Annotated in this window: 18 protein-coding genes; 14 read left to right on the plus strand and 4 right to left on the minus strand. The window is 60.5% G+C overall.

Going from position 1 to position 18,166, the window contains the following annotated elements; translation table 11 throughout:
• Nucleotides 1-97: 97 nt before the first annotated feature.
• Complete coding sequence (locus tag JQS30_RS03135) at nucleotides 98-970, minus strand: Fic family protein (protein WP_213172939.1); 873 nt, start codon at nucleotides 968-970, stop codon at nucleotides 98-100.
• A complete protein-coding gene (locus JQS30_RS03140) occupies nucleotides 957-1,235 on the minus strand; it encodes a Fic/DOC family N-terminal domain-containing protein (RefSeq protein WP_213171945.1) in 279 nt (92 codons plus the stop codon). Before JQS30_RS03140 ends, JQS30_RS03135 begins: the two co-directional genes overlap by 14 nt.
• 758 nt (nucleotides 1,236-1,993) lie before the next feature.
• Between JQS30_RS03140 and JQS30_RS03145 the strand changes: the two genes are divergently transcribed.
• The 10 genes from JQS30_RS03145 to JQS30_RS03190 all read left to right on the plus strand — a co-directional run bounded on the left by JQS30_RS03145 (nucleotide 1,994) and on the right by JQS30_RS03190 (nucleotide 14,355).
• Nucleotides 1,994-4,231 carry a HelD family protein gene (locus tag JQS30_RS03145; protein ID WP_213171946.1) on the plus strand — a complete coding sequence of 746 codons (2,238 nt, stop codon included), beginning with the start codon at nucleotides 1,994-1,996 and terminating at the stop codon, nucleotides 4,229-4,231.
• 467 nt (nucleotides 4,232-4,698) lie between these two features.
• On the plus strand, nucleotides 4,699-6,246 hold the full coding sequence (locus tag JQS30_RS03150; RefSeq protein ID WP_213171947.1) for a S8 family peptidase: 1,548 nt from the start codon (nucleotides 4,699-4,701) through the stop codon (nucleotides 6,244-6,246).
• A 10-nt stretch (nucleotides 6,247-6,256) separates the two neighbouring features.
• Nucleotides 6,257-6,862 (plus strand): RNA polymerase sigma factor, encoded by a 606-nt coding sequence (locus JQS30_RS03155; protein ID WP_213171948.1) that lies wholly within the window; start codon nucleotides 6,257-6,259, stop codon nucleotides 6,860-6,862.
• A 1-nt stretch (nucleotide 6,863) separates the two neighbouring features.
• Nucleotides 6,864-7,328, plus strand: a complete 465-nt coding sequence (locus JQS30_RS03160; RefSeq protein ID WP_213171949.1) for a hypothetical protein — start codon at nucleotides 6,864-6,866, stop codon at nucleotides 7,326-7,328.
• A gap of 1,138 nt (nucleotides 7,329-8,466) precedes the next feature.
• Nucleotides 8,467-9,900 (plus strand): CHAT domain-containing protein, encoded by a 1,434-nt coding sequence (locus JQS30_RS03165; protein ID WP_213171950.1) that lies wholly within the window; start codon nucleotides 8,467-8,469, stop codon nucleotides 9,898-9,900.
• A 296-nt stretch (nucleotides 9,901-10,196) separates the two neighbouring features.
• Nucleotides 10,197-10,892: a DUF4129 domain-containing protein gene (locus JQS30_RS03170; RefSeq protein WP_213171951.1), complete on the plus strand. Its 696-nt coding sequence runs from the start codon at nucleotides 10,197-10,199 to the stop codon at nucleotides 10,890-10,892.
• On the plus strand, nucleotides 10,889-11,407 hold the full coding sequence (locus tag JQS30_RS03175) for a hypothetical protein (RefSeq protein ID WP_213171952.1): 519 nt from the start codon (nucleotides 10,889-10,891) through the stop codon (nucleotides 11,405-11,407). The genes JQS30_RS03170 and JQS30_RS03175 overlap by 4 nt, the downstream gene beginning before the upstream one ends.
• Nucleotides 11,404-12,447, plus strand: a complete 1,044-nt coding sequence (locus JQS30_RS03180; protein WP_213171953.1) for an AAA family ATPase — start codon at nucleotides 11,404-11,406, stop codon at nucleotides 12,445-12,447. The genes JQS30_RS03175 and JQS30_RS03180 overlap by 4 nt, the downstream gene beginning before the upstream one ends.
• Nucleotides 12,447-13,793, plus strand: a complete 1,347-nt coding sequence (locus JQS30_RS03185) for a DUF58 domain-containing protein (RefSeq protein ID WP_213171954.1) — start codon at nucleotides 12,447-12,449, stop codon at nucleotides 13,791-13,793. Before JQS30_RS03180 ends, JQS30_RS03185 begins: the two co-directional genes overlap by 1 nt.
• Nucleotides 13,777-14,355, plus strand: coding sequence for a hypothetical protein (locus JQS30_RS03190; RefSeq protein ID WP_213171955.1), 579 nt, complete (start codon nucleotides 13,777-13,779; stop codon nucleotides 14,353-14,355). Before JQS30_RS03185 ends, JQS30_RS03190 begins: the two co-directional genes overlap by 17 nt.
• A 65-nt stretch (nucleotides 14,356-14,420) precedes the next feature.
• On the opposite strand, the gene JQS30_RS03195 is transcribed toward JQS30_RS03190, so the two are convergent.
• Together JQS30_RS03195 and JQS30_RS03200 are read right to left on the minus strand one after the other, a co-directional pair.
• Complete coding sequence (locus JQS30_RS03195) at nucleotides 14,421-14,594, minus strand: DUF397 domain-containing protein (RefSeq protein WP_213171956.1); 174 nt, start codon at nucleotides 14,592-14,594, stop codon at nucleotides 14,421-14,423.
• Nucleotides 14,594-15,427 (minus strand): helix-turn-helix domain-containing protein, encoded by an 834-nt coding sequence (locus JQS30_RS03200; RefSeq protein WP_213171957.1) that lies wholly within the window; start codon nucleotides 15,425-15,427, stop codon nucleotides 14,594-14,596. The genes JQS30_RS03195 and JQS30_RS03200 overlap by 1 nt, the downstream gene beginning before the upstream one ends.
• Before the next feature lie 253 nt (nucleotides 15,428-15,680).
• Between JQS30_RS03200 and JQS30_RS03205 the strand changes: the two genes are divergently transcribed.
• Genes JQS30_RS03205 through JQS30_RS03220 form a run of 4 tightly spaced genes read left to right on the plus strand, consistent with a single transcriptional unit; the run spans nucleotide 15,681 to nucleotide 17,960 of the window.
• On the plus strand, nucleotides 15,681-15,983 hold the full coding sequence (locus JQS30_RS03205; protein WP_213171958.1) for a hypothetical protein: 303 nt from the start codon (nucleotides 15,681-15,683) through the stop codon (nucleotides 15,981-15,983).
• Nucleotides 15,980-16,324: a hypothetical protein gene (locus tag JQS30_RS03210; protein WP_213171959.1), complete on the plus strand. Its 345-nt coding sequence runs from the start codon at nucleotides 15,980-15,982 to the stop codon at nucleotides 16,322-16,324. The genes JQS30_RS03205 and JQS30_RS03210 overlap by 4 nt, the downstream gene beginning before the upstream one ends.
• Before the next feature lie 14 nt (nucleotides 16,325-16,338).
• Nucleotides 16,339-16,617, plus strand: coding sequence for a hypothetical protein (locus JQS30_RS03215; protein ID WP_213171960.1), 279 nt, complete (start codon nucleotides 16,339-16,341; stop codon nucleotides 16,615-16,617).
• A complete protein-coding gene (locus JQS30_RS03220) occupies nucleotides 16,617-17,960 on the plus strand; it encodes an NAD(P)/FAD-dependent oxidoreductase (protein WP_343076148.1) in 1,344 nt (447 codons plus the stop codon). Before JQS30_RS03215 ends, JQS30_RS03220 begins: the two co-directional genes overlap by 1 nt.
• The last annotated feature ends 206 nt before the right edge of the window (nucleotides 17,961-18,166 follow it).

The following is an 18,166-nucleotide window of genomic DNA, read 5'->3' on the forward strand; positions in this document are numbered from 1 at the left end:
GGTTCTTGTTGTGGGAGTTCACATTGTAGTGAACCGATATGAACACTTATGATGCGGAAGCTGAAGGATCGCACTGTTTGCCCAAGGCTTGCTCACCTTAGGGCCGCCGATACGGGCTCGGGTCGCGCCTACTCGTCACTGGACCAGTGTGGGAGAGGCGGTACGGTGAGGTGATCCTGTGGGCCTTCGGACATATGAAGTTTCTATTAACCTTTTGGCCGGTTGCTTTCCGGAGGATTCCTCGGTCCACCAACTTGGATACGACGTTATTAGATGATTCTTGCGATTTTCCCAATATGGTGCACACGGTCGCAACATCGATAGCTGGGTAGCCTATGCGGAGTTCCACCAGTTCGATGATCGTCCCGCTGAGGCCGTCGCGACGCAGCGAATTGATGGTTTGGTTCTTGAAAGCTGTGAGTTCTTCAATCGCCGTAACTGCTTCGATAGCTTGTCGTTCCATCGCAGTAGAAAAAAATTCGATCCAGCTATCGAACTTTCCGGATTCGCTGACTGACAACAGGTGGTCTTGGTAAGCGTCCTTATAAAGTTCGAGGTAGAAAGAGAGGTTAATGATGGGAAGCGCAAGTTCGCCGCTCTCGACTAGCTGGAGGATCGCTACCAGTCGGCCAAGCCTGCCATTCCCGTTGTGGTAGGGGTGCAAGGTCTCAAACTGGTAGTGCGCCAATGCCATTTTTATGATGATGGGAACATCGTTTTCCGCGTTGACCCACTTCTCCCAATCGCTCACGCCTTCTACCAATACGTTGCCGGGAGGCGGAGGCATAAAGCGTGCTTCTGTCACCGGGCGATTCTCCGCTCCGATGGCCACTTGGCGGGTTCGCAAATCACCAGCCTCAGGTGAGTCATCACGGGCGTCTTTGACGATTGTTTTTTGCAGCTTGCTAAGAACTGTTCTGCAAATAGGGTATTTCTGTATGAGCTCTAGCGCGCCTTCAGCGGCGGCAATGTAGTTTTTTCACCTCGCGAACTGCCGAGGACAGTTTCTGTTCGGCGATAAAGTCGGATTCAAGCGTTTCGTCGTAAGTCGCGTAGGTGCCTTCGATGGCCCACGTACTGACAGCCTCGCGCCGGATTGTGGGTCGAGCCAACAGCGCCGGATTCGGCAATCCAGACGCGGCCATATCGAGCCGTGCGACCGCCATCGCCGCACGGGTAGGCGCGTCGATGGCGGGGAACCCAACAGCGGGTGCGGCTGGCAGCGGGGGCAGCACGAACGCATGGTGGCTCCAGGTTTTCCCATGCGGTGGTCCTGCCCTGATACTGGAACCAGTCGGCCGCATGGGGAGTTTCCAAGTGCTTCGAGGTCCATAGATTCAAGGATGCGCTGATTTTCCTGAATCCAGCAGCGGTGAATTCAGGAAATACCCAAATTTCGGGAATCGTTTGCCCTGGATTCAGGACATCCGGAATCCAGCGCGCGTGGATTCACGGAAATGTCACAACATCTGAATGTGGGGCTCGCGAAGCGAGTGGCAAGGGTTTGGGCCGATGACTGAATCCAGATCTAGGTGCGGGGCTGCCGTTGGGCATAAATGCCGCCACCTGAAGAAGCGGCGGCCTCCTGGGCCAGGTAAATCAGGAGGCCGCCGCGCGGCCGCCCGAGCTACCCCACTACTCCGGGCGACCTGTGGTGATGGAGGTAAAGCCTCATCACTGGCCGCGGAAGTAACGTATAACGCCTCATTACGGATTGTAAGTCAATAATCCGACATCTAGGCGTGATCTTGTTCCAAAATAACCGTCGTCGCCGATAACAGACGTACCCTGCCCGCCCGATCGATATCGCCCAAACTCAGCAGAGACCTCAGCGGTCCCCAGGGCCCCGAACCGGCAAAATGCCGCCTGGAACCCAGAGAACAGCATCGCGCGGTAGGATTATTCGCCCGCATTCGTAGATCTCTGTGGCCCGGTCCACCAGGAACCAGGTCTTCGCCCACACCAGCCAAGCCCGACGGGAAGGTAGCCGGCCTTGAGCGCTCAACACCCGCGCACCTCAGTAGACGACAGCGCCCTTGGCGGCGACCCGACACAGCCACACGGCACCACGCCCGCACAGGGCCAGGACCGCGCCTCCGCCCACATCGATGCGGCCCTTGAACACGCCACCGACACCACGCACGCCGTGGCCCACTCCGACCCCAACAACACCCACGACCAGGAAGTGGCCATCGAACAAAAGTTCGTCGACCTGGTCTACCGCCGCCTTGACGACTTGCGCGACGACGCCCAACAACGCCAAAGGGCCGGCTATGAATGGCGCGAGGCCACCGTCCCCGGAGCCCAATTCGAACGCGACGTCTTCGTCTACCGCGCCACCAAACGCATCGTCGACATCGACTCCCAGCACGAGGGCCTCGTCTTCGGCCGCCTCGACCTCGACGGCGGGCGAGTCCGCCACATCGGCCGCCTCGGCGTGCGCGACCTCGAATACCGCCCGCTGCTCATCGACTGGCGCGCCCCCGCCGCCTCGCCCTTCTACCAAGCCACCGGGCTAGACCGCAAAGGCGTCGCCCGCCGCCGCGTCATCCGCTCCTTCGGCCAGACCGTGCAGGAAGTCTCCGACGACCTGCTCGACCCCGAAGCCGAAGGCACCCTACCCGTCATCGGCGACGGCGCGCTCATGGCTGCCCTGACCCGCAAACGCACCGGCCGCATGCGCGACATCGTCGCCACCATCCAGGCCGAACAAGACGCCGCCATCCGCGCACCCGGACGCGGAGCCACCTACATCACCGGCGGCCCCGGCACCGGCAAGACCGTCGTGGCGCTCCACCGCGCCGCCTACCTGCTCTACCAAGACCGCAGCCGCTACGAAGCCGCCGGAATCCTCGTGTGCGGCCCCTCGGCGGTCTTCATGCGCTATATCGACCGCGTCCTTCCCAGCCTGGGGGAGGAAACCGCCGCGCTGTACTCACTGGGCGAACTGTACGAAGGGGTCGAAGCCACCCGCCAAGACCCACCCGAAGTCGCCGAGCTCAAAGGCAGCCTGCGCATCCGGCCCGTTCTGGTTGCCCTGTCTCGCCTCGCGCCGCCGGAAGCCCCGAAAAACCTACGCATCGTCTATCACGGCGAGGTCTTCGACCTCGACGAACACGACCTCACCGAAGCGCGAAAGCGGGCGCTGGCGAAGGAGAACCGGCCCAACCTGGCCAAGACCGAGGCGGGCCGAGCGCTATTGGTCAGCCTGTGGCGCAAGATCAAGCCAGTGCTACCCGAGGCCGAGCCCGCCGTGTTTTCCCGCGACGTGGGCAGCCGAGGGGAGTTCCTGACTTTCCTGGATGCCTGGTGGCCGACCCTATCGCCAGAGATGGTGCTCGACTGGGCCGCCGATGCGCGTCACCTGGCCGCAGCGGCGGGGGACAACCTCACGCAGCGGCAGGTCGCCGACATCGCCGCCACGTTCCAGGAGACTGACTTTTCGATCCAGGATGTGCCGTTGCTCGACGAGCTGCGCCAGCTGCTGGGCGTGAAGCCGCAGCGAACCCAGTCCCGCGATCGAGTGAAAGTGATCGACGGGGTTGCCGAGCTTTCGACGGCCCAAGACCGTTTTTACGACGCCGGGCCGCGTACCTCGCGGGACGCCTTCTATGACGGCTATGCCCACATCATTCTCGACGAGGCGCAGGATTTGACGCCGATGCAGTGGAGAATGCTCGGGCGCCGAGGTAAAGGCGCGGGCTGGACGATCGTGGGCGATGAGGCCCAATCCTCGTGGCCCCGCCCAGGCGAGGCCCGCCATGCGCGCTTGCAGGCGGTCCATACGCGACAGACGCATGAGTTCCACCTGCGGACGAACTATCGCAACTCCGCTGAGGTGTTCGACTATGCCGCACAGTGGGTGAGCGGGCGTCTCTCCAAGGTGGATCTACCGGAGGCGGTGCGCAGCACTGGAATTCCGGTGCGAGAGCACCAGGTCGACGCCCATGAACTGCTGCCGCTAGTGGCGAGCATCGTGCAGGACATGCTCGGCGCGGTCGAGGGAACAGTGGGCATTATCGCGCCCTATGCGCGCCATGAGGAACTGAAGCGGGTCGTGACCGATGAGCGGGTTTCACTCGTGGGGCCCTTGGAGTCCAAGGGGCTGGAATGGGACGCCGTGGTGACAGTGGACTTGGAACAGATCGAGCGGCGACATGGTCCCGGAGTGGCCTATGTGGTGTTGACGCGAGCGACTCAGTTGCTCGACCGTCTCACTATTACGCAGTAGCCACCGGCCTGTAGTCGATTAGTCCCACTTACACCTCGGGTGTCGGCTTAAAGTCCAAAAGGGATATAACTTCCCTCGGTGAGCTGCGTCCGATTTCCGGCCCCCGGAGCGCCCTCAAGGGAGCCGTAACCTGCGTGAATGGCAAGAACATGCACAGATGTGCCTGAATGTCTCAATCAGGTCCACTCCACCTAATAGAGCCTGTTCGACCCAAAAATTCGATGGAAAAATAGTCAAAAAAATTCTGTATTTGAATGTATTTTTCACCCACACTCCGACTCTTAGATAAGCGTGACCCACTGAGAGGGAGTCCTGAACAGACTGACAGGCTTGCACCGACGACCCCTGCCGTCGTCGATGCTTCCCTGGGCCGGGAATGAGTGCCTCTCGGCCCCTGGGGCAGGCGTTTGGAGGGGCGCCTGCCCCACATAAGTTTCAATTGGACGAGTAGCGAAGGCCCCCAAGCAATGCGTTTGATGTTTACCGATCACGCCCCACGGATCGAATCTCCCAACCCGCGCCGAGACCGCATGAGCGGCGTCCCGAGTCTTTCGACTCCCACTCTCAACCGCCACCACGGGCGGGTCTTGCGACCCGGTCACGTTGTCAAAGCCCCGCAGTCGCCTGAGCCTGTTGGCACGATCTACCGCTACGACCGGCTGCTGGTCGACAGTTCCGTTTTCGAGGACGAGGCCCAGTGCCATCAGCTCGGCGAGGCGCTCGAAGCCAGTGGCATGTCCGCAGCGGCCACCGCATCCAGTAGCGGAGGCAAACTATGCCGTCGCGTCCCGCTGGAACTCAGCCCCAATGCCGATCCAGGGACGATTGACGCTTGGCGCGTCCTCCAGTCGATTCGCCGGCAAGCCAATGAAGGTACGTGTGATGCTGCGCTGGCAGACCGGGTGCGGCTAGAACACCTGATGGTTGCGGCGAGTGACAACAGTCGCCCTGGTATTGGCGGACCCGAGCCGATCAATACCAATTTGTTGCGCCCACAGGGCCGGGTTCCCGTGGACATGGTCGTCCCGATGCCCACTCGCAGATCTCTTGACGACTTGAACGGACGTCGCCTGCGAGTGGCGGTCCTGGACACGGGGGTGGCCCAAAAACACCCGGCGCTCAGCATTGCGGACTGGCGTGAGGGGGGCGATCCGTTCGTGGTCGTGGACTCCGAGTTCCAGCAGACACTGGGAGCCGATGCCGACCCGGCCCTTATCCCCCTGGACAGCCCATGGGATGAGGATGTCCACAACGGTGACCTCATCGCCGAGGTCGCCAGTCACTACGGTCATGGCACGTTCATGGCGGGGATTTTGCGCCAGACGGCGCCCGATGTGCAGGTGTATTCGCTGCGGGTCATGCATAATGACGGGCTGGCCTTCGAACGGGAAGTGGTGGCGGCATTGGAACATGTGGCCGATCAAGTCGAAGCCGCCTATGCGGGCGATACCGAGGCCCTCGGTGTCGACATGGTCATCCTCTCGCTGGGCTATGTGGATGAGGACCCGACCGATGACCCAGGCGGTTGGATGGCTGACATTGTCACCCGCCTGTCCCGCCTGGGTATACCAGTCGTGGCAGCAGCAGGCAATCAGTCCAGCGAACGGCCCTTCTACCCGGCGGCTTTTGCCACCAGGCAGAGTGAAGCACTGGCTCCGGTCTTGAGCGTGGGCGCGTTGAATCCCAATGGCAATATCGCCATGTTCTCCAACGATGGCCCCTGGGTCTCCTGTTTTGCCTCCGGAGCTTCGGTCGTGTCGACTTTCCCTCCGGTGGCACGTGGCTCGCTCTCCCCATATCGGCGAGTCGAGACCGACTACGCCGGGCGTTACCGCGAAAGCCTGGACCCCGATGACTTCAGTAGCGGGTTCGCCGTATGGTCAGGCACCTCGTTTGCCGCCCCACTGGCGGCGGCCTACCTGGCGAATGAAATGGAGAAACTTGGTCCGGCCCCCACTGTCGCCGAAGCCATGACCCGGTCGCAGGTGGCGTTGAAGAAACTCAAGCAGCGCTAGTCTGATGATCATGACGGCAATGAACACTGAGGACGGCATCGCGGACTTTCAGCGACGGGCTGAGTTGCTCAAACTGGCGCGATCAGGTGACCGGGTGGCAATGAAGTCTCTGGTGGATGATCTGGGGCCACTGCTGTGGCGGGTGGCCCGCTACCAGGGGTTGAGCATCGATGCCGCCGCCGATGTTGTGCAGACGGCGTGGATGAAGCTGGTGAAGCACTGGGAGTCCATCGAGGAGCCGCAGGCGGTTACCGCCTGGTTGACGACGACGGTCCGCCGGGATGCGCAACGAATTCGCACTGCGGCCCGGCGCGAATCCACTATCGATCCCGTCGAGTTCCCGGACCCTCCCTCACCGTTGACCGACAGTGTTGACGAGCAGCTGATTCGCAAACAAGAACATCGGGCGGTTCGGCGGGTCCTAGCCCGCACGGGCTCCCCGTGCCGGGAGCTTCTGGCCTATATTTCGGCCGCGGAACGCCCCGATTATGACGTTATAGCGCAATCGCTGGGAATGAAAAAGGGCAGCATTGGGCCTACACGGGGCCGATGTTTGGCCAGATTGCGCCGAGATCTACAGAAAGAACCGGATTGGGGCCATGGTGAGGAGCGCTGAGATGAACCGGGAAGATGCTTCCATCTTGCGAGCGGTCGATGAGCTACACCGAGAGATGGACCCGCCGCCGGAGGATTTGTCCGACCGCATTATGTTCGCGTTGGACTTGGAACAGAACCTTGCAGCCGAGGTGGCTGAGCTGACCGAAGAGCCGGTGCTAGCCGGACACCGGGGAGCAAGCGGGTCAATCACGTTTAACTGTGAAGCGGTGACCGTTATGGTCAGTCCCCGCACCGCCCTTGATAAGACGATTCGCGTCGACGGCTGGATCGCCCCCGAAGGCGAGTACCGGGTCCAGGTCCGGCTTCCCGAGGGAGACCGCGAGGCGATATCCAATGAGCATGGCAGGTTCGCGATGGAGCACCTGCCAGCTGGAGAAATGGTGCAATTCGTGCTACGTGCGTCCGACCAGCTGCAACGAGGAGGGGTGTCTGCGGTTGTGGTGACCCCGGCGGTACGCCTATGACCGACTGTCATTCGTAGCGAGCGTGTAGCACAATGTTGGGGTGACTGACCCCGACGACGAACTGATCACCCGAGCCTGGCGGCTGCAAGAAAGCGGCTGGAACCTGCACAGTCGTGGACACTACTCGGAAGCGGCAGCGGAGCTTAAACGTGGGCTGAGTTTGGTCAATTGGGATCCTACGGTTCCCCCTCGTCGGGGAGAACCTGCTGCTCGGGTAACGTCACGGCTACTTATATCGCTCGCACTGACGGAGTTTTATCTGGGCGGTACTAATCGCGAGTTGAAGCTGCTTGAGTATGCTGAAGAGTTCGTTATTCCTGAGGATAAGGGTAGGCTTTACAATCAACGCGGCATGATTCTTGTGCGTCGTTCCCGGGTCGAAGAAGCTCTAGATTGCTTTTTGGCAGCGGAACCACTTCTTGAGGAATATGGCCCGGAATGGTTGTACGCAGGTCTTTTCCTGAACCGGGCGGGAGCGCTTCATGATTTGAGTCGGCACCAGGAAGCCCTAAATGATGCTAGTCGCGCACGCGACTTGTTGGAGCAACAAGGTAACGATCTTCATGTGGCAAAGGCAGTCCATCTGACTGCGATGATCAGAGGAGAGCTTGGTTACTATACCGAAGCCCTCGCACTCTTCGAAAGAGTGAGGCCCGTATATGCCGAACTTGCGCCGGAACTTCTCTTTGAACTCAATGGAAATTATCAGGGAATGCTGATCAGGGTTGGAATGGTCCGTGAGGCACTCTCAATTTCCCGGACTCTTATTAGAGAGAATCAGGGGTCTGAGAAAAAGTCACTTATAGCTGGGAATCTTCAAACCGGGGCGAACGCGGCTCTTGCTGCGCAGGACTTCGAAACTGCGCGAAAATGGGCGAAAAAAGCTCAGGAAATGCGCTCTCAGCAAGCATATGAGCCGGCTATGATTGCCGCTCAGCTAACTGTACTGAGATGTGACTTGGAGATGGGTAATCTCCGCGCCGGAATGGCGAATGAGATTGAGATTCTATATGAAAAAATGAGAAAATGGCGCTGGGCGATTAGTCTTGATACTACAAGAGTTCTTGCTGCTCGAGCAGCACTGCAAGAGGGAGATGTCAATAGGTCATCCCGGCTACTTAGCCAGCCTATGTGTGACGTGTTTCAGAATGTTAATGCCCGATTCGAGACGTTTTTGGCTTTGGCGGAACTGGCCGGGGCTCAAAGAGAAGATCCTATTCCTCATCTCCAAGAGGGGTTGGATTTTTTGGCCGAACATCGTTCCAAATACGGAAGCATTGAGTTTCAAGCAGGCGTGTCGATGGTTGGGCAAAAGCTGGCTGACTTTGGGCTTGAAGTCGTCGCCGACCGAGGTGAAGCCAAGGCGATTCTTGCGTGGACCGAGCGAGTCCGTGCCCAAAACCTCCAGGTTCCCCCAACTCAGAACGACACTGATCCAGCTGTACGCGACCAAATGGCTCAGTTGCGCCGCGCGCGGAATGACTTGTGGGATGCTCAGCTGAATAGCCAACCGGTTGATGAGGTCGCCCAGCGTGTCGCCGATCTCGAATCAAAATTGCGTAGCAGCGCTTGGCAGCAGGCTGGCCCTGGCCATGTTGCGGAAGAGACCACCCCCGACCAGATCAAGGCCCTCGCGGCCGAGGGCAATGCCACGGTCATCAGCTACTTCGAGTATCGAGGCAAGCTCGCCGCGATTGTCGTCAGTGGTGAGGACATCCAGTGGACGACCCTCACCGATCTGGCCGAGGTTGAGGAGCTGGCCCGGCAGGTCAACGCCGACCTGGACGCGCTCGCCTCCGACTTCCTGCCGACGCCACTGCGCGGCAGCGTCACCAACTCCTTGCAATCCAACGTGGCTCGCCTGGCCGACAGCGTCTTGACTCCGCTCGATGAGCACGTGGGCACCGAATCGGTGGTCATCGTTCCCACTCGCGCTCTTAACTGGGTGCCCTGGGGCATGATGCCGCAGCTGGTCGACCGCCCGGTGACGGTCGCGCCGTCGGCCTCGGTGTGGTGGCGCTGCACGCGCCAAAACTCGCCGGGCGGCAGAGTACTGCTCGCGTCCGGCCCGGCGTTGCGCGAAGTGCATGAGGAGTTTGCCGCCGTCGCCCGCTGCTATGACGACCCCGATATTCTCACCGGCGAGGACGCCACCCCAGAGGCGATTCTCTCCGCAATGGACGGTGCCGCCGTGGCTCACTTGGCCGCGCACGGCCAGCACGAGCCCGACAACGTTCTTTTCTCACGCCTCAACTTCCACGACGGCCCGCTCATGGCCTACGATCTCGACAGCCTCGACACCGCGCCCACCGAAGTCATTCTGTCCGCCTGCGAGTTGGGGCGCTCCACAGTCGACGTGGGTGACGAGACATTGGGCTTTACCGCCGCGCTCCTGCACGCTGGCACCTCCACCGTAATCGCCAGCTTGACCCGAGTTCCCGAACAACTGTCCGCGGACATGATGTCGGCCTACCATCGAGGCCGCGCCGCCGGACTCCCTCCGGCCAAAGCGCTCGCCGAAGCGGGCAAGGGCCACCCGTGGCACCCGTTCATTTGTTTCGGGCGCGGCTAGTGGCACGGCTACGACACGCTCAGCAGCCAAGGAAACACAGTTCGGTAACGTTTTGCCGCGCAAACCCCGACATAGTGTCCGATTCCAGCTGTCGTCCGCTGGCAGCGTTTGTCGTTGACTATTAGGGTGGTCGCACACCCACCGATCGCCCCAGGACCAAGAACACACACGTTGCGGCAAGCCAGGCGACAGAGCCCGGCTCCCATCTCCCCAGGCCCACCCATGTCTCTTGGCTGACCCCTTGCGAAAACGGGCGCGCCGACAGCGCACCCACGACAGCTGACACGGAGGATTCGATGCGCCGACGCCCCTGGGTGCTCCTTACTTTGCTTCTGGTCCTCCTGGCTGGATACTCGGCGGCCAGCGGTGGGTTCTCGCACCGCGAGTCCGTACACGAGACCACTGAGTATGTGGATTTCGAGGAAGAAGAGCGCGATGAGGAAGATCTAGAGCTCTTGGGGGAGGCACCCGAGCAATGGGGAGCCCTTGATCTACCTCCATATTTTCACTACCTCCTCGTGGGAACGACTGTATTTCTCTCCGTCCTCACGATCCTGCTTATTCTGGTGGCGGTTCTGCGAGCAGCCAGCGATCTTGCGAGAATTTTCAATGCTCGCAGGAACCGGCAAAAGGTAGTGGCTACTTCGGATGAGCACGCCGACATCGGCACCATTCGGCAGGCTGTAGCCGAATCGTTGCGGCGCATAGACCTTGGTGATAGTCCGCGTGAGGCTATCTTCGCCTGTTGGCTATCGCTGGAGGAAGCCGCCGACCGGATAAGAGTGGAACGCAAACCCTCCGACACCCCAGGTGCTTTTGTGACCCGCCTGTTGGACCGGGCTGATGTCGATGCGCGCTCTATCAGGGAACTTTATGAGGTGTACCTGACCGCGCGCTACTCGCCGCACGACATTACTGATTCGGATGTGGCGCGAGCTCGCCGCACGCTAAGGGCGATCAGTGAACAACTGGGACGGACGGTGAACCGATGACTGGTCGAGTACCCACCTGGGCCCGAGTCTTTGGCAAAGTTAGTTTTCGGGGCGCTTCCGGAATGGTCTTGGCCGGTTTCTCCATATGGCTGGTTAGCGCAGTTTCGGGCCTATGGATTGAGCCTTGGCAGGTCCTTGTCACCTCGGCGTTGTGCTACCTGTTCTTGCGAGTGTTTCTGGCCACGAACGTCGTAGTGCAAGACTTCGCCTTGATGGTGGCCCACGATGTCAACCGGCCGCATGTCAATCCGTTCGAACATGTCAAGGAATGGGAACGCACACTCATATTCGCTCAGCGCTACCCGGACCACTTCACTGACTTTGCCCAGCAGAAGTTGCGGGCCCTGACCGCGAAGCGTCTCTCGGTGCGGCACCATCTAAATCTCGCCGATCACCCTGATGAGTCGAGGGCTCTCATCGGATCCGAACTCTATGACTTCCTCCATGATCCAACACAGACCTTCCCCACAAGGGCCGAGTTTGACCGCTATTTGAGCCAGATTGAGAAGATATGACGCACCCACATGACACCCCGCCTCTGCCGCTAGCCGAAGTCAGCGCAGCTGCCGACGAAGTCGTGAAGTCCGTTCAGTCAGTCATCGTCGGTAAGGAATCCTCGCTGCGTCTTGTTATGGCGGCGATTTTGGCTGGCGGCCACGTTCTGATCGAAGACCTGCCAGGTCTGGGGAAGACGCTGACCGCCCGCTGTTTCGCTCAGGCGCTGGGCTTGGAATTTTCACGGCTCCAGTTCACACCGGATCTGCTTCCGGCCGATGTGACAGGTTCCTTTATCTACAACCAGAAGTCGATGGAATTCGACTTCCGTTCCGGCCCGGTTTTCACCAACCTGGTGCTTGCCGATGAAATCAACCGGACCCCGCCGAAAACTCAGGCCGCGTTGTTGGAAGCGATGCAAGAGCGGCGCGTCTCGGTGGAAGGCCAGACGTTTGACCTCCCCGACCCGTTCTGTGTGCTGGCTACCTCGAACCCAGTCGAATTTGAAGGCACATACCAACTTCCCGAGGCGCAACTAGACCGCTTTTTGTTGCGGGTGTCGTTTGGCTACCCCAGCCGAAGCGAAGAACTGGAAGTGTTGGCCCGGCGCATGAATCGCCGCCAAGAGAACACTCATCTGGAACCGGTGATCTCGGCCGAACAGCTCACTGTGATGCAACGGTCCCTGGAATGGGTGAGCGTCGAAGACTCCGTTAGCGAATACATCGTAGACATTGTGGCCGCGACTCGTGACCACCAACAACTGCAAGTAGGTGCCTCACCACGTGGTTCGCTCGCCCTGATGCTGGTGGGCCGAGCAATGGCCGTGCTGGCCGGGCGGGACTTCGTCACTCCCGATGACATACGTTTGGCAGCGGGCCCCGCGTTGTCTCATCGGGTCAGCCTGCGGCCGGAACTGTGGATGCGGCGCATTGACGCGGCCGAGGTCATCGAGCAGGTCGTCCAGAAGGTTCCCGCCCCGTCCTCTCACGCACTGCCAACCCACGGTCAAACCAGTGCTGAGGAGAATCACCTAGGTTCCAATAAAGGGGCCGGTTAATGAGCCTATCGGGCGTACCCGCCGCTGCCGCGACCCCCGCGACCAGATCTGAGCTGGCGTTCTTTCCGACGCGGGCACTCAGGCGCAGCCTTGGTCTGATCATCCTGCTTGCCGTGTTGACGATCATGTTGGGACGGGTCGAGTTCGTCATCGCGTTGGCACCGTTCGCGATCGGCCTAGCCGCATTGCTGGGACACGTGCCGACCATCGAGCCCACGGCCCAGATTAAGCTCAGTTCGGAGGCCAGCTTTGAAGGTAGCTCCTCCGAGGCAGTGCTTCGCCTTCACAATGAGGCTGAGGTTCCAGTTGTGGTTCACTCGGCCCTTGATCATGGGCAGTGGCTCACGTTCACCCAGGGCACCAATTATGCCGATGTTGTCAAGGCCAATAGCGTCCGCGAGCGCCGCGTCCCCTTCACTATGAATCGGTGGGGTTCGCTTCACATAGGCCCGGCCTATTATCGGGCACTGGCCTGCGGTGGACTGTTGGAAGCAACGAGGCAAGTTGCCGCGCCCAAGAACATGAGGTCAACTCCGACCGCTATGCCCACGGATCTGAAGTTTCGGATGCCGGATGCCCGTGGCTTTGTCGGGCCTCACCGTTCCACACTTCATGGTGATGCCGCCGAGCTGGCTGAAGTACGTTACTTCCAACCTGGCGACCGGTTGCGGCGCATCGATTGGCGTTCCTCGGCGCGCTCCCAACACCTGTATGTCAACGCCACCGAGTCTGAACGCGATGTCGACGTCACGTTGGTACTGGATACGACCTCTGAGGCCGGAACCTCTGCCGGTGTTAAGGGAGCCGCGAGCGTTCTCGACCTCACCGTGCGGTCAGCGTTCGGAGTAACGGCGCATTTCACCGAACAAGGCGATCGAGTCGCCCTGTGGGAATATGCGCCTCACGCCCGTCACCTGCGATCAGGAACCGGCCGCCGCCAGCAAGAAGCCGCCGGTGTGTGGTTGACGAAGACGATGGTCGCTGAGCATCCCTCTCCGGTCGACCCGCGCCGCTACCTATCCATGCTGCGGTCAGGTCAGGGACTCATTATCGTGTTCACTCCGTTGTTGAGCAACTCGCCGCTGGATTTCATGGGGCTTCTAGCCAGCACTGGTCGGAGTCTCTTGTGTGTGGATACTCTGCCGCGGGACCTACAGCCCAACCATGTAAGCGAACAAGCCCTTCGCTTGTGGCACCTCGAACGCGAGAACCTGCTGGCCGATCTCGAAGAGCGTGGCGTCCACGTGCTTACTCCCACGCGCACCGCCCAGGGAGATCGCCTTTCATTCGTTTACAGCCCGGCCACGTCGCAGGGAAAGGGGCACTCATATGGTGCTGTGGCCTAAAGCGGGGCTCGACGCGTCCAAGAATTGGGCGGTCAGTTGGACGTCTACCGCGCTGATGGTGCGGGTAGTAATCTTCACCTGTTTCTTGGCAGCGCCCTTCGCCGCGCTTCCTCTGCGGGTCGTCACCGAGCCGCTCGTCACGTTCGCCCTCGTGGTGGCCGCGGCCACGTGCGCGGTGATTCCTCGAACCGTGGCCCCGGTCGTGATTTCGGTGGGGTACATCCTCACCTGGACTATGCAGATGGAGTGGGGGGCGGGAGCCTCGTCCTCGTTGTTGCGAGCGCTCGGATTCGGCCTCTTGTTGTATACGGCGTTCAGCCTGATCGCAGTCACCACCCACACCAGGCGCAACACCGCGATTGACCGTGAGATTCTGCTCACCTGGGGTCGTCATGTTGGGTTTGTAGCGGCCTTGACCAGCGCGGCGGCGGCAATACTATGGGCATCTACCACGTATGTTCCGCTGCTTCCCTCCAATGTGGCCTTCGTGGTGTCGCTGGTGGCAGTCGGCATAGTGATCTATGTCTTGGCCCGTATCGTTCATAAGAGCATCAACAACTAGACACAATAGAGCGAGTTGTGCGGCCCCCGCGTTAAGCAGGGGCCGGATTGCTTTGCGCTAGCTATTTATCGGGCAGCGTCGAGTAGGGCAGAGAAGTCAGCACTGGCCAGGGTGAAGATAGGCGAGCCCTCGCCCAGCTTCGAGTCCCGGACCTGCTGGTTTCCCGCCGCTCGACGAGCTTCGAGACATTGCCCGCCTTGGTTAGAACTCCTCGACGACTTGCGCCATGCTGTGTCCATTACGTGTACTCCTCTATCGGGGTTGCACTGTCAAATGCCAGCTTAAAAGGCTCCTTGTATAGCCTGATAACGGCCGGATCTTCGATATAGCGGCAGCCGTCGAGCCCATCTACGTACACGACGGTTTCAGTTTCATGGTCCCCGCTGTTAGTACGCGATGTGAGAAGAGTAAATGACCCCAGCGTAGGCCCCACCTGCCGGATGATGCGAATGTTAATTCCCGGACGCTTGGCCATCGAGTTGAGGTGCGCGAGCTGTTCGGCTTTTACGTTGGCGGGCATCGCGTCAAGGTATCCGATTGCTCCCATCCCAATCGCGAACCGCATTTCTGGCAGTGACGGTCTCTCGAACATGAGTACTTGGCGGTGGATTCGCAGGTTGCGGACGCCTTCGATCGCTTCGGCAGACATGCGGGATGCGGCCATGATCTCGTCTATATATGCGGGTGATTGCAGGAGCCCAGGAATGAACTCAAGGTCAAGGGTTCGGAGGTCTGTGGCCGTCTGTTCGGTCTCTAGATAGAGCGGTTGCAAGTGGATGTTGCCGTCCGGGTAACGCTCCCACCAGCCGCGCTTGCCACTGTCCAGCGCTAGGCCGACTAGGCGGCTGGTTTCGATGGGGTCGACTTCATAGATACGGCACAGGTCCCTGACTATTGGCAGTTTCGCGCCGCGCTTACCTCGGGCCTCTTCTAGCCGTGAGATGGTGTCGCGGCCAAGGCCGGTTTCTGCGGCGGCATCGGCGATGCTCATCCTGGCGGCCTCGCGGTGGCGGCGGAGCGCGCGCCCGACTGCGCGTCGCGCGATAGTGGGTTGCGTCTGTGACTGTGTCATTACTTGAGCGTACGAGCATTTGTGCGTATACGCACAACGCGACACGCAAAAACGAGACCGTAAATTGCGCATGCGCGTGTCTCTAGTTTTTTGGGTGAGAAGGCCCTTATTGTCGAGTTGTGGCCGTCACAGGCGGTCATGAAACGAGGCGACCACCCGATTCCTTGCAGGGTCCCTGGGTGGTCGCCTCTCGACATCACGAGTTGGAACCCGAGATGACATCAGAAACGATACTGCCTACGGGCGGCGCGCGATGAACGACACCTACAGCAGCTCAGTCAAAGCCCCAAAGACAACCAGCGACGCCGTGGTGGAGTTTGTGTTCAACTTCGACACCTACATGATCTCGCCGCATCCCAAACGCGGCGCAGCCCTGGCGCTGACCATGCAGGGGCGAAGCATGCCAATCCGCGTCGCCACGATCCTCATCCAACGAGGCCGCATCCACACCATCGAATGGGAAACACCCTTCAGCGGCTACCCGCCCGAATGGCAGACCACCATCGGCGACCTCGTCACCCAACACTGTGACCCGGTGATGAAGGAGCCCGTATGAGACCTCGCATCCCGCTAACCCGCAGCGCCAACGGGACGACCTTGGCCAGCAAAGGCCGCACGTCGGGCCTGGAAACCTGGGGAGCATCAGTGCAAGCAGGTAAATACTACGGTCGCTTTCTCAACGAGAGCAGCTACTACTACCTGTACGGTTCCACCCGAGGTGATTCCATCGAAATCATGCGCACCCAATCGCGAGATGAAAAACCCATCGGTCGCGCGTACCTCACGCCCAAGGGCGGCTGGTGGATTCAGTGGTACGTCTTCGGCCCCGCCGCCGAAGGACTCACCCGCTTCCGGGCTAACTTCCTGGCCCACCTAGAAGAGAATCACGACCTCTAAACCCAATACCGCTTGTGCCCGGCCCAGTCGAGCGGTGGGCCGGGCACGAGCACCTAAGGCTTTGGCGTCTGTTCGTCGCGATTGACCGTGAGATCCTGCTCACCTGGGGTCGCCATATCGGAGTTGTGGCCGCCTTGACCAGCGGCGTGACCGGGTTGCTGTGGGTCTCTACCACGTACGTTCCGCTGCTTCCGTCCAGTGTGGCCTTTATGGTCAGCCTCGTGGCTGTCACCACAGTGATCTATGTCTTGGCCCGTATGCTTCACATAGCGGCGAATAACTCGGCACAATAGTGCGAGTGAAACGAATTGTCGTGATAGGCGCCGGTCACGTCGGTTTTTATGTTGCCGATCGATTGAGCCGCAAGCTGAAGAGCGAGATCCGCCGTCGCCAGGTGGAAGTCATGGTCATCGAGCCCAACCAGCACATGACCTACCAGCCGTTCCTGCCCGAGATGGCGGCTGGACACATCTCTCCTCGCCACGGCGTGGTACCCCTGCGTCGTGCGCTCAAGCGCTGCAACATTCTCACCGGTCTCGTCACCGAGGTCAGGCACGCCGAAAAGACGCTGACCGTGCAGCCGATTTCCGGACCCAGCCGCGAGGTCGAATACGACCAGGTCGTCGTCGCCCCCGGCTCGGTTTCCCGCACCTTCCCGATTCCCGGTCTGGCCGAACTCGCGATGGGCAACAAGACCATTGGCGAGGCGATCTGGCTGCGCAACCACGTGTTGCAGCGCCTCGACGTTGCCGCGGCCACCCCCGATGAGGCGACTCGAAAGGCCGCGCTCACCTTCGTCACAGTAGGCGGCGGTTTCGCCGGCATCGAGACGCTGGCCGAGCTTGAGGACACCGTTCGCGCCGCACTCAAGGCCTACCCTGAGATCGACCCGGACGAAGTGCGATGGGTCCTAGTGGAGGCCACTCAGCGCATCCTGCCCGAGGTCGGCCCCGAAATGGGCGTCTATGCCGCGAAGCACCTCGTCAAGCGCGGCGTTGATCTGCGCCTCAACACGCAGCTGAAGTCCTGCGTCGACGGTCACGTCGTTCTCTCCGACGGCGAAGAATTCGACACGCAGACCATGATCTGGACCGCCGGGGTCAAACCCCACCCGATGCTGAAGAAGACAGACCTGCCGCAGGGGCCGCGCGGACACTTGCGCTGTAGCCCCACGTTGCAGGTCGAAGACGACAACGGCATTGTCGAGGGCGCTTGGGGCGCGGGCGACTCCGCCCAGGTTCCCGACCTGTCGGGCTTCGCGCAGTGGTGCTCGCCTTCGGCCCAGCACGCCGTGCGTCAAGCCGGGGTGCTCGCCGACAACATCGTTGCCACGATTCGCGGCACGGTCATCAAGGAGTACAAGCACAAATACATTGGCTCCGTGGCCGGTCTGGGCCTGTATAAGGGCGTCGCCAACACCTATGGGGTCAAAGTCAAGGGCCTTATGGCGTGGATGATGCACCGTGCCTACCACCTGTCGCGGGTGCCTGGCATTGGCCGCAAGGGCCGCATCCTCTCCGACTGGATTCTGGGGCTGTTCACCAAGCGGGAAATCGTGCAGCTGGGCGAAATGCACAACCCACGCGATGCGTGGGAAGCACTGGCTTCAGGCGAAGAGCGTAACTCCACCTCTTAGCCGCAACGGTCGCCAAAGGCACGCAAGAGGCCGGCGCGACATAGTTTCGTGTGCGCTTCTGTGCCCACCCGGAGGGGAATCTCCTCTCAGAGTGGCTGGGCCGACGCGCGGACGAATCGGTCATCCGATTGGGCACAATGTCTGTCAATAGGGACTATCCGCGCTCAGCCAGTCTCAAATTGGCCGCGATAGTGCCCGAATCGTCA

The sequence above is a fragment of the Natronoglycomyces albus genome (genome assembly GCF_016925535.1).
Lineage (GTDB): Bacteria > Actinomycetota > Actinomycetes > Mycobacteriales > Micromonosporaceae > Natronoglycomyces > Natronoglycomyces albus.

Coding starts and splice junctions, on each gene's coding strand:
- JQS30_RS03150 (WP_213171947.1), top strand. CDS start 4,699: ATGCGTTTGATGTTTACCGATCACGCCCCACGGATCGAATCTCCCAAC.
- JQS30_RS03155 (WP_213171948.1), top strand. CDS start 6,257: ATGACGGCAATGAACACTGAGGACGGCATCGCGGACTTTCAGCGACGG.
- JQS30_RS03160 (WP_213171949.1), top strand. CDS start 6,864: ATGAACCGGGAAGATGCTTCCATCTTGCGAGCGGTCGATGAGCTACAC.
- JQS30_RS03170 (WP_213171951.1), top strand. CDS start 10,197: ATGCGCCGACGCCCCTGGGTGCTCCTTACTTTGCTTCTGGTCCTCCTG.
- JQS30_RS03175 (WP_213171952.1), top strand. CDS start 10,889: ATGACTGGTCGAGTACCCACCTGGGCCCGAGTCTTTGGCAAAGTTAGT.
- JQS30_RS03180 (WP_213171953.1), top strand. CDS start 11,404: ATGACGCACCCACATGACACCCCGCCTCTGCCGCTAGCCGAAGTCAGC.
- JQS30_RS03185 (WP_213171954.1), top strand. CDS start 12,447: ATGAGCCTATCGGGCGTACCCGCCGCTGCCGCGACCCCCGCGACCAGA.
- JQS30_RS03190 (WP_213171955.1), top strand. CDS start 13,777: ATGGTGCTGTGGCCTAAAGCGGGGCTCGACGCGTCCAAGAATTGGGCG.
- JQS30_RS03195 (WP_213171956.1), bottom strand. CDS start 14,594: ATGGACACAGCATGGCGCAAGTCGTCGAGGAGTTCTAACCAAGGCGGG.
- JQS30_RS03200 (WP_213171957.1), bottom strand. CDS start 15,427: ATGACACAGTCACAGACGCAACCCACTATCGCGCGACGCGCAGTCGGG.
- JQS30_RS03205 (WP_213171958.1), top strand. CDS start 15,681: ATGAACGACACCTACAGCAGCTCAGTCAAAGCCCCAAAGACAACCAGC.
- JQS30_RS03210 (WP_213171959.1), top strand. CDS start 15,980: ATGAGACCTCGCATCCCGCTAACCCGCAGCGCCAACGGGACGACCTTG.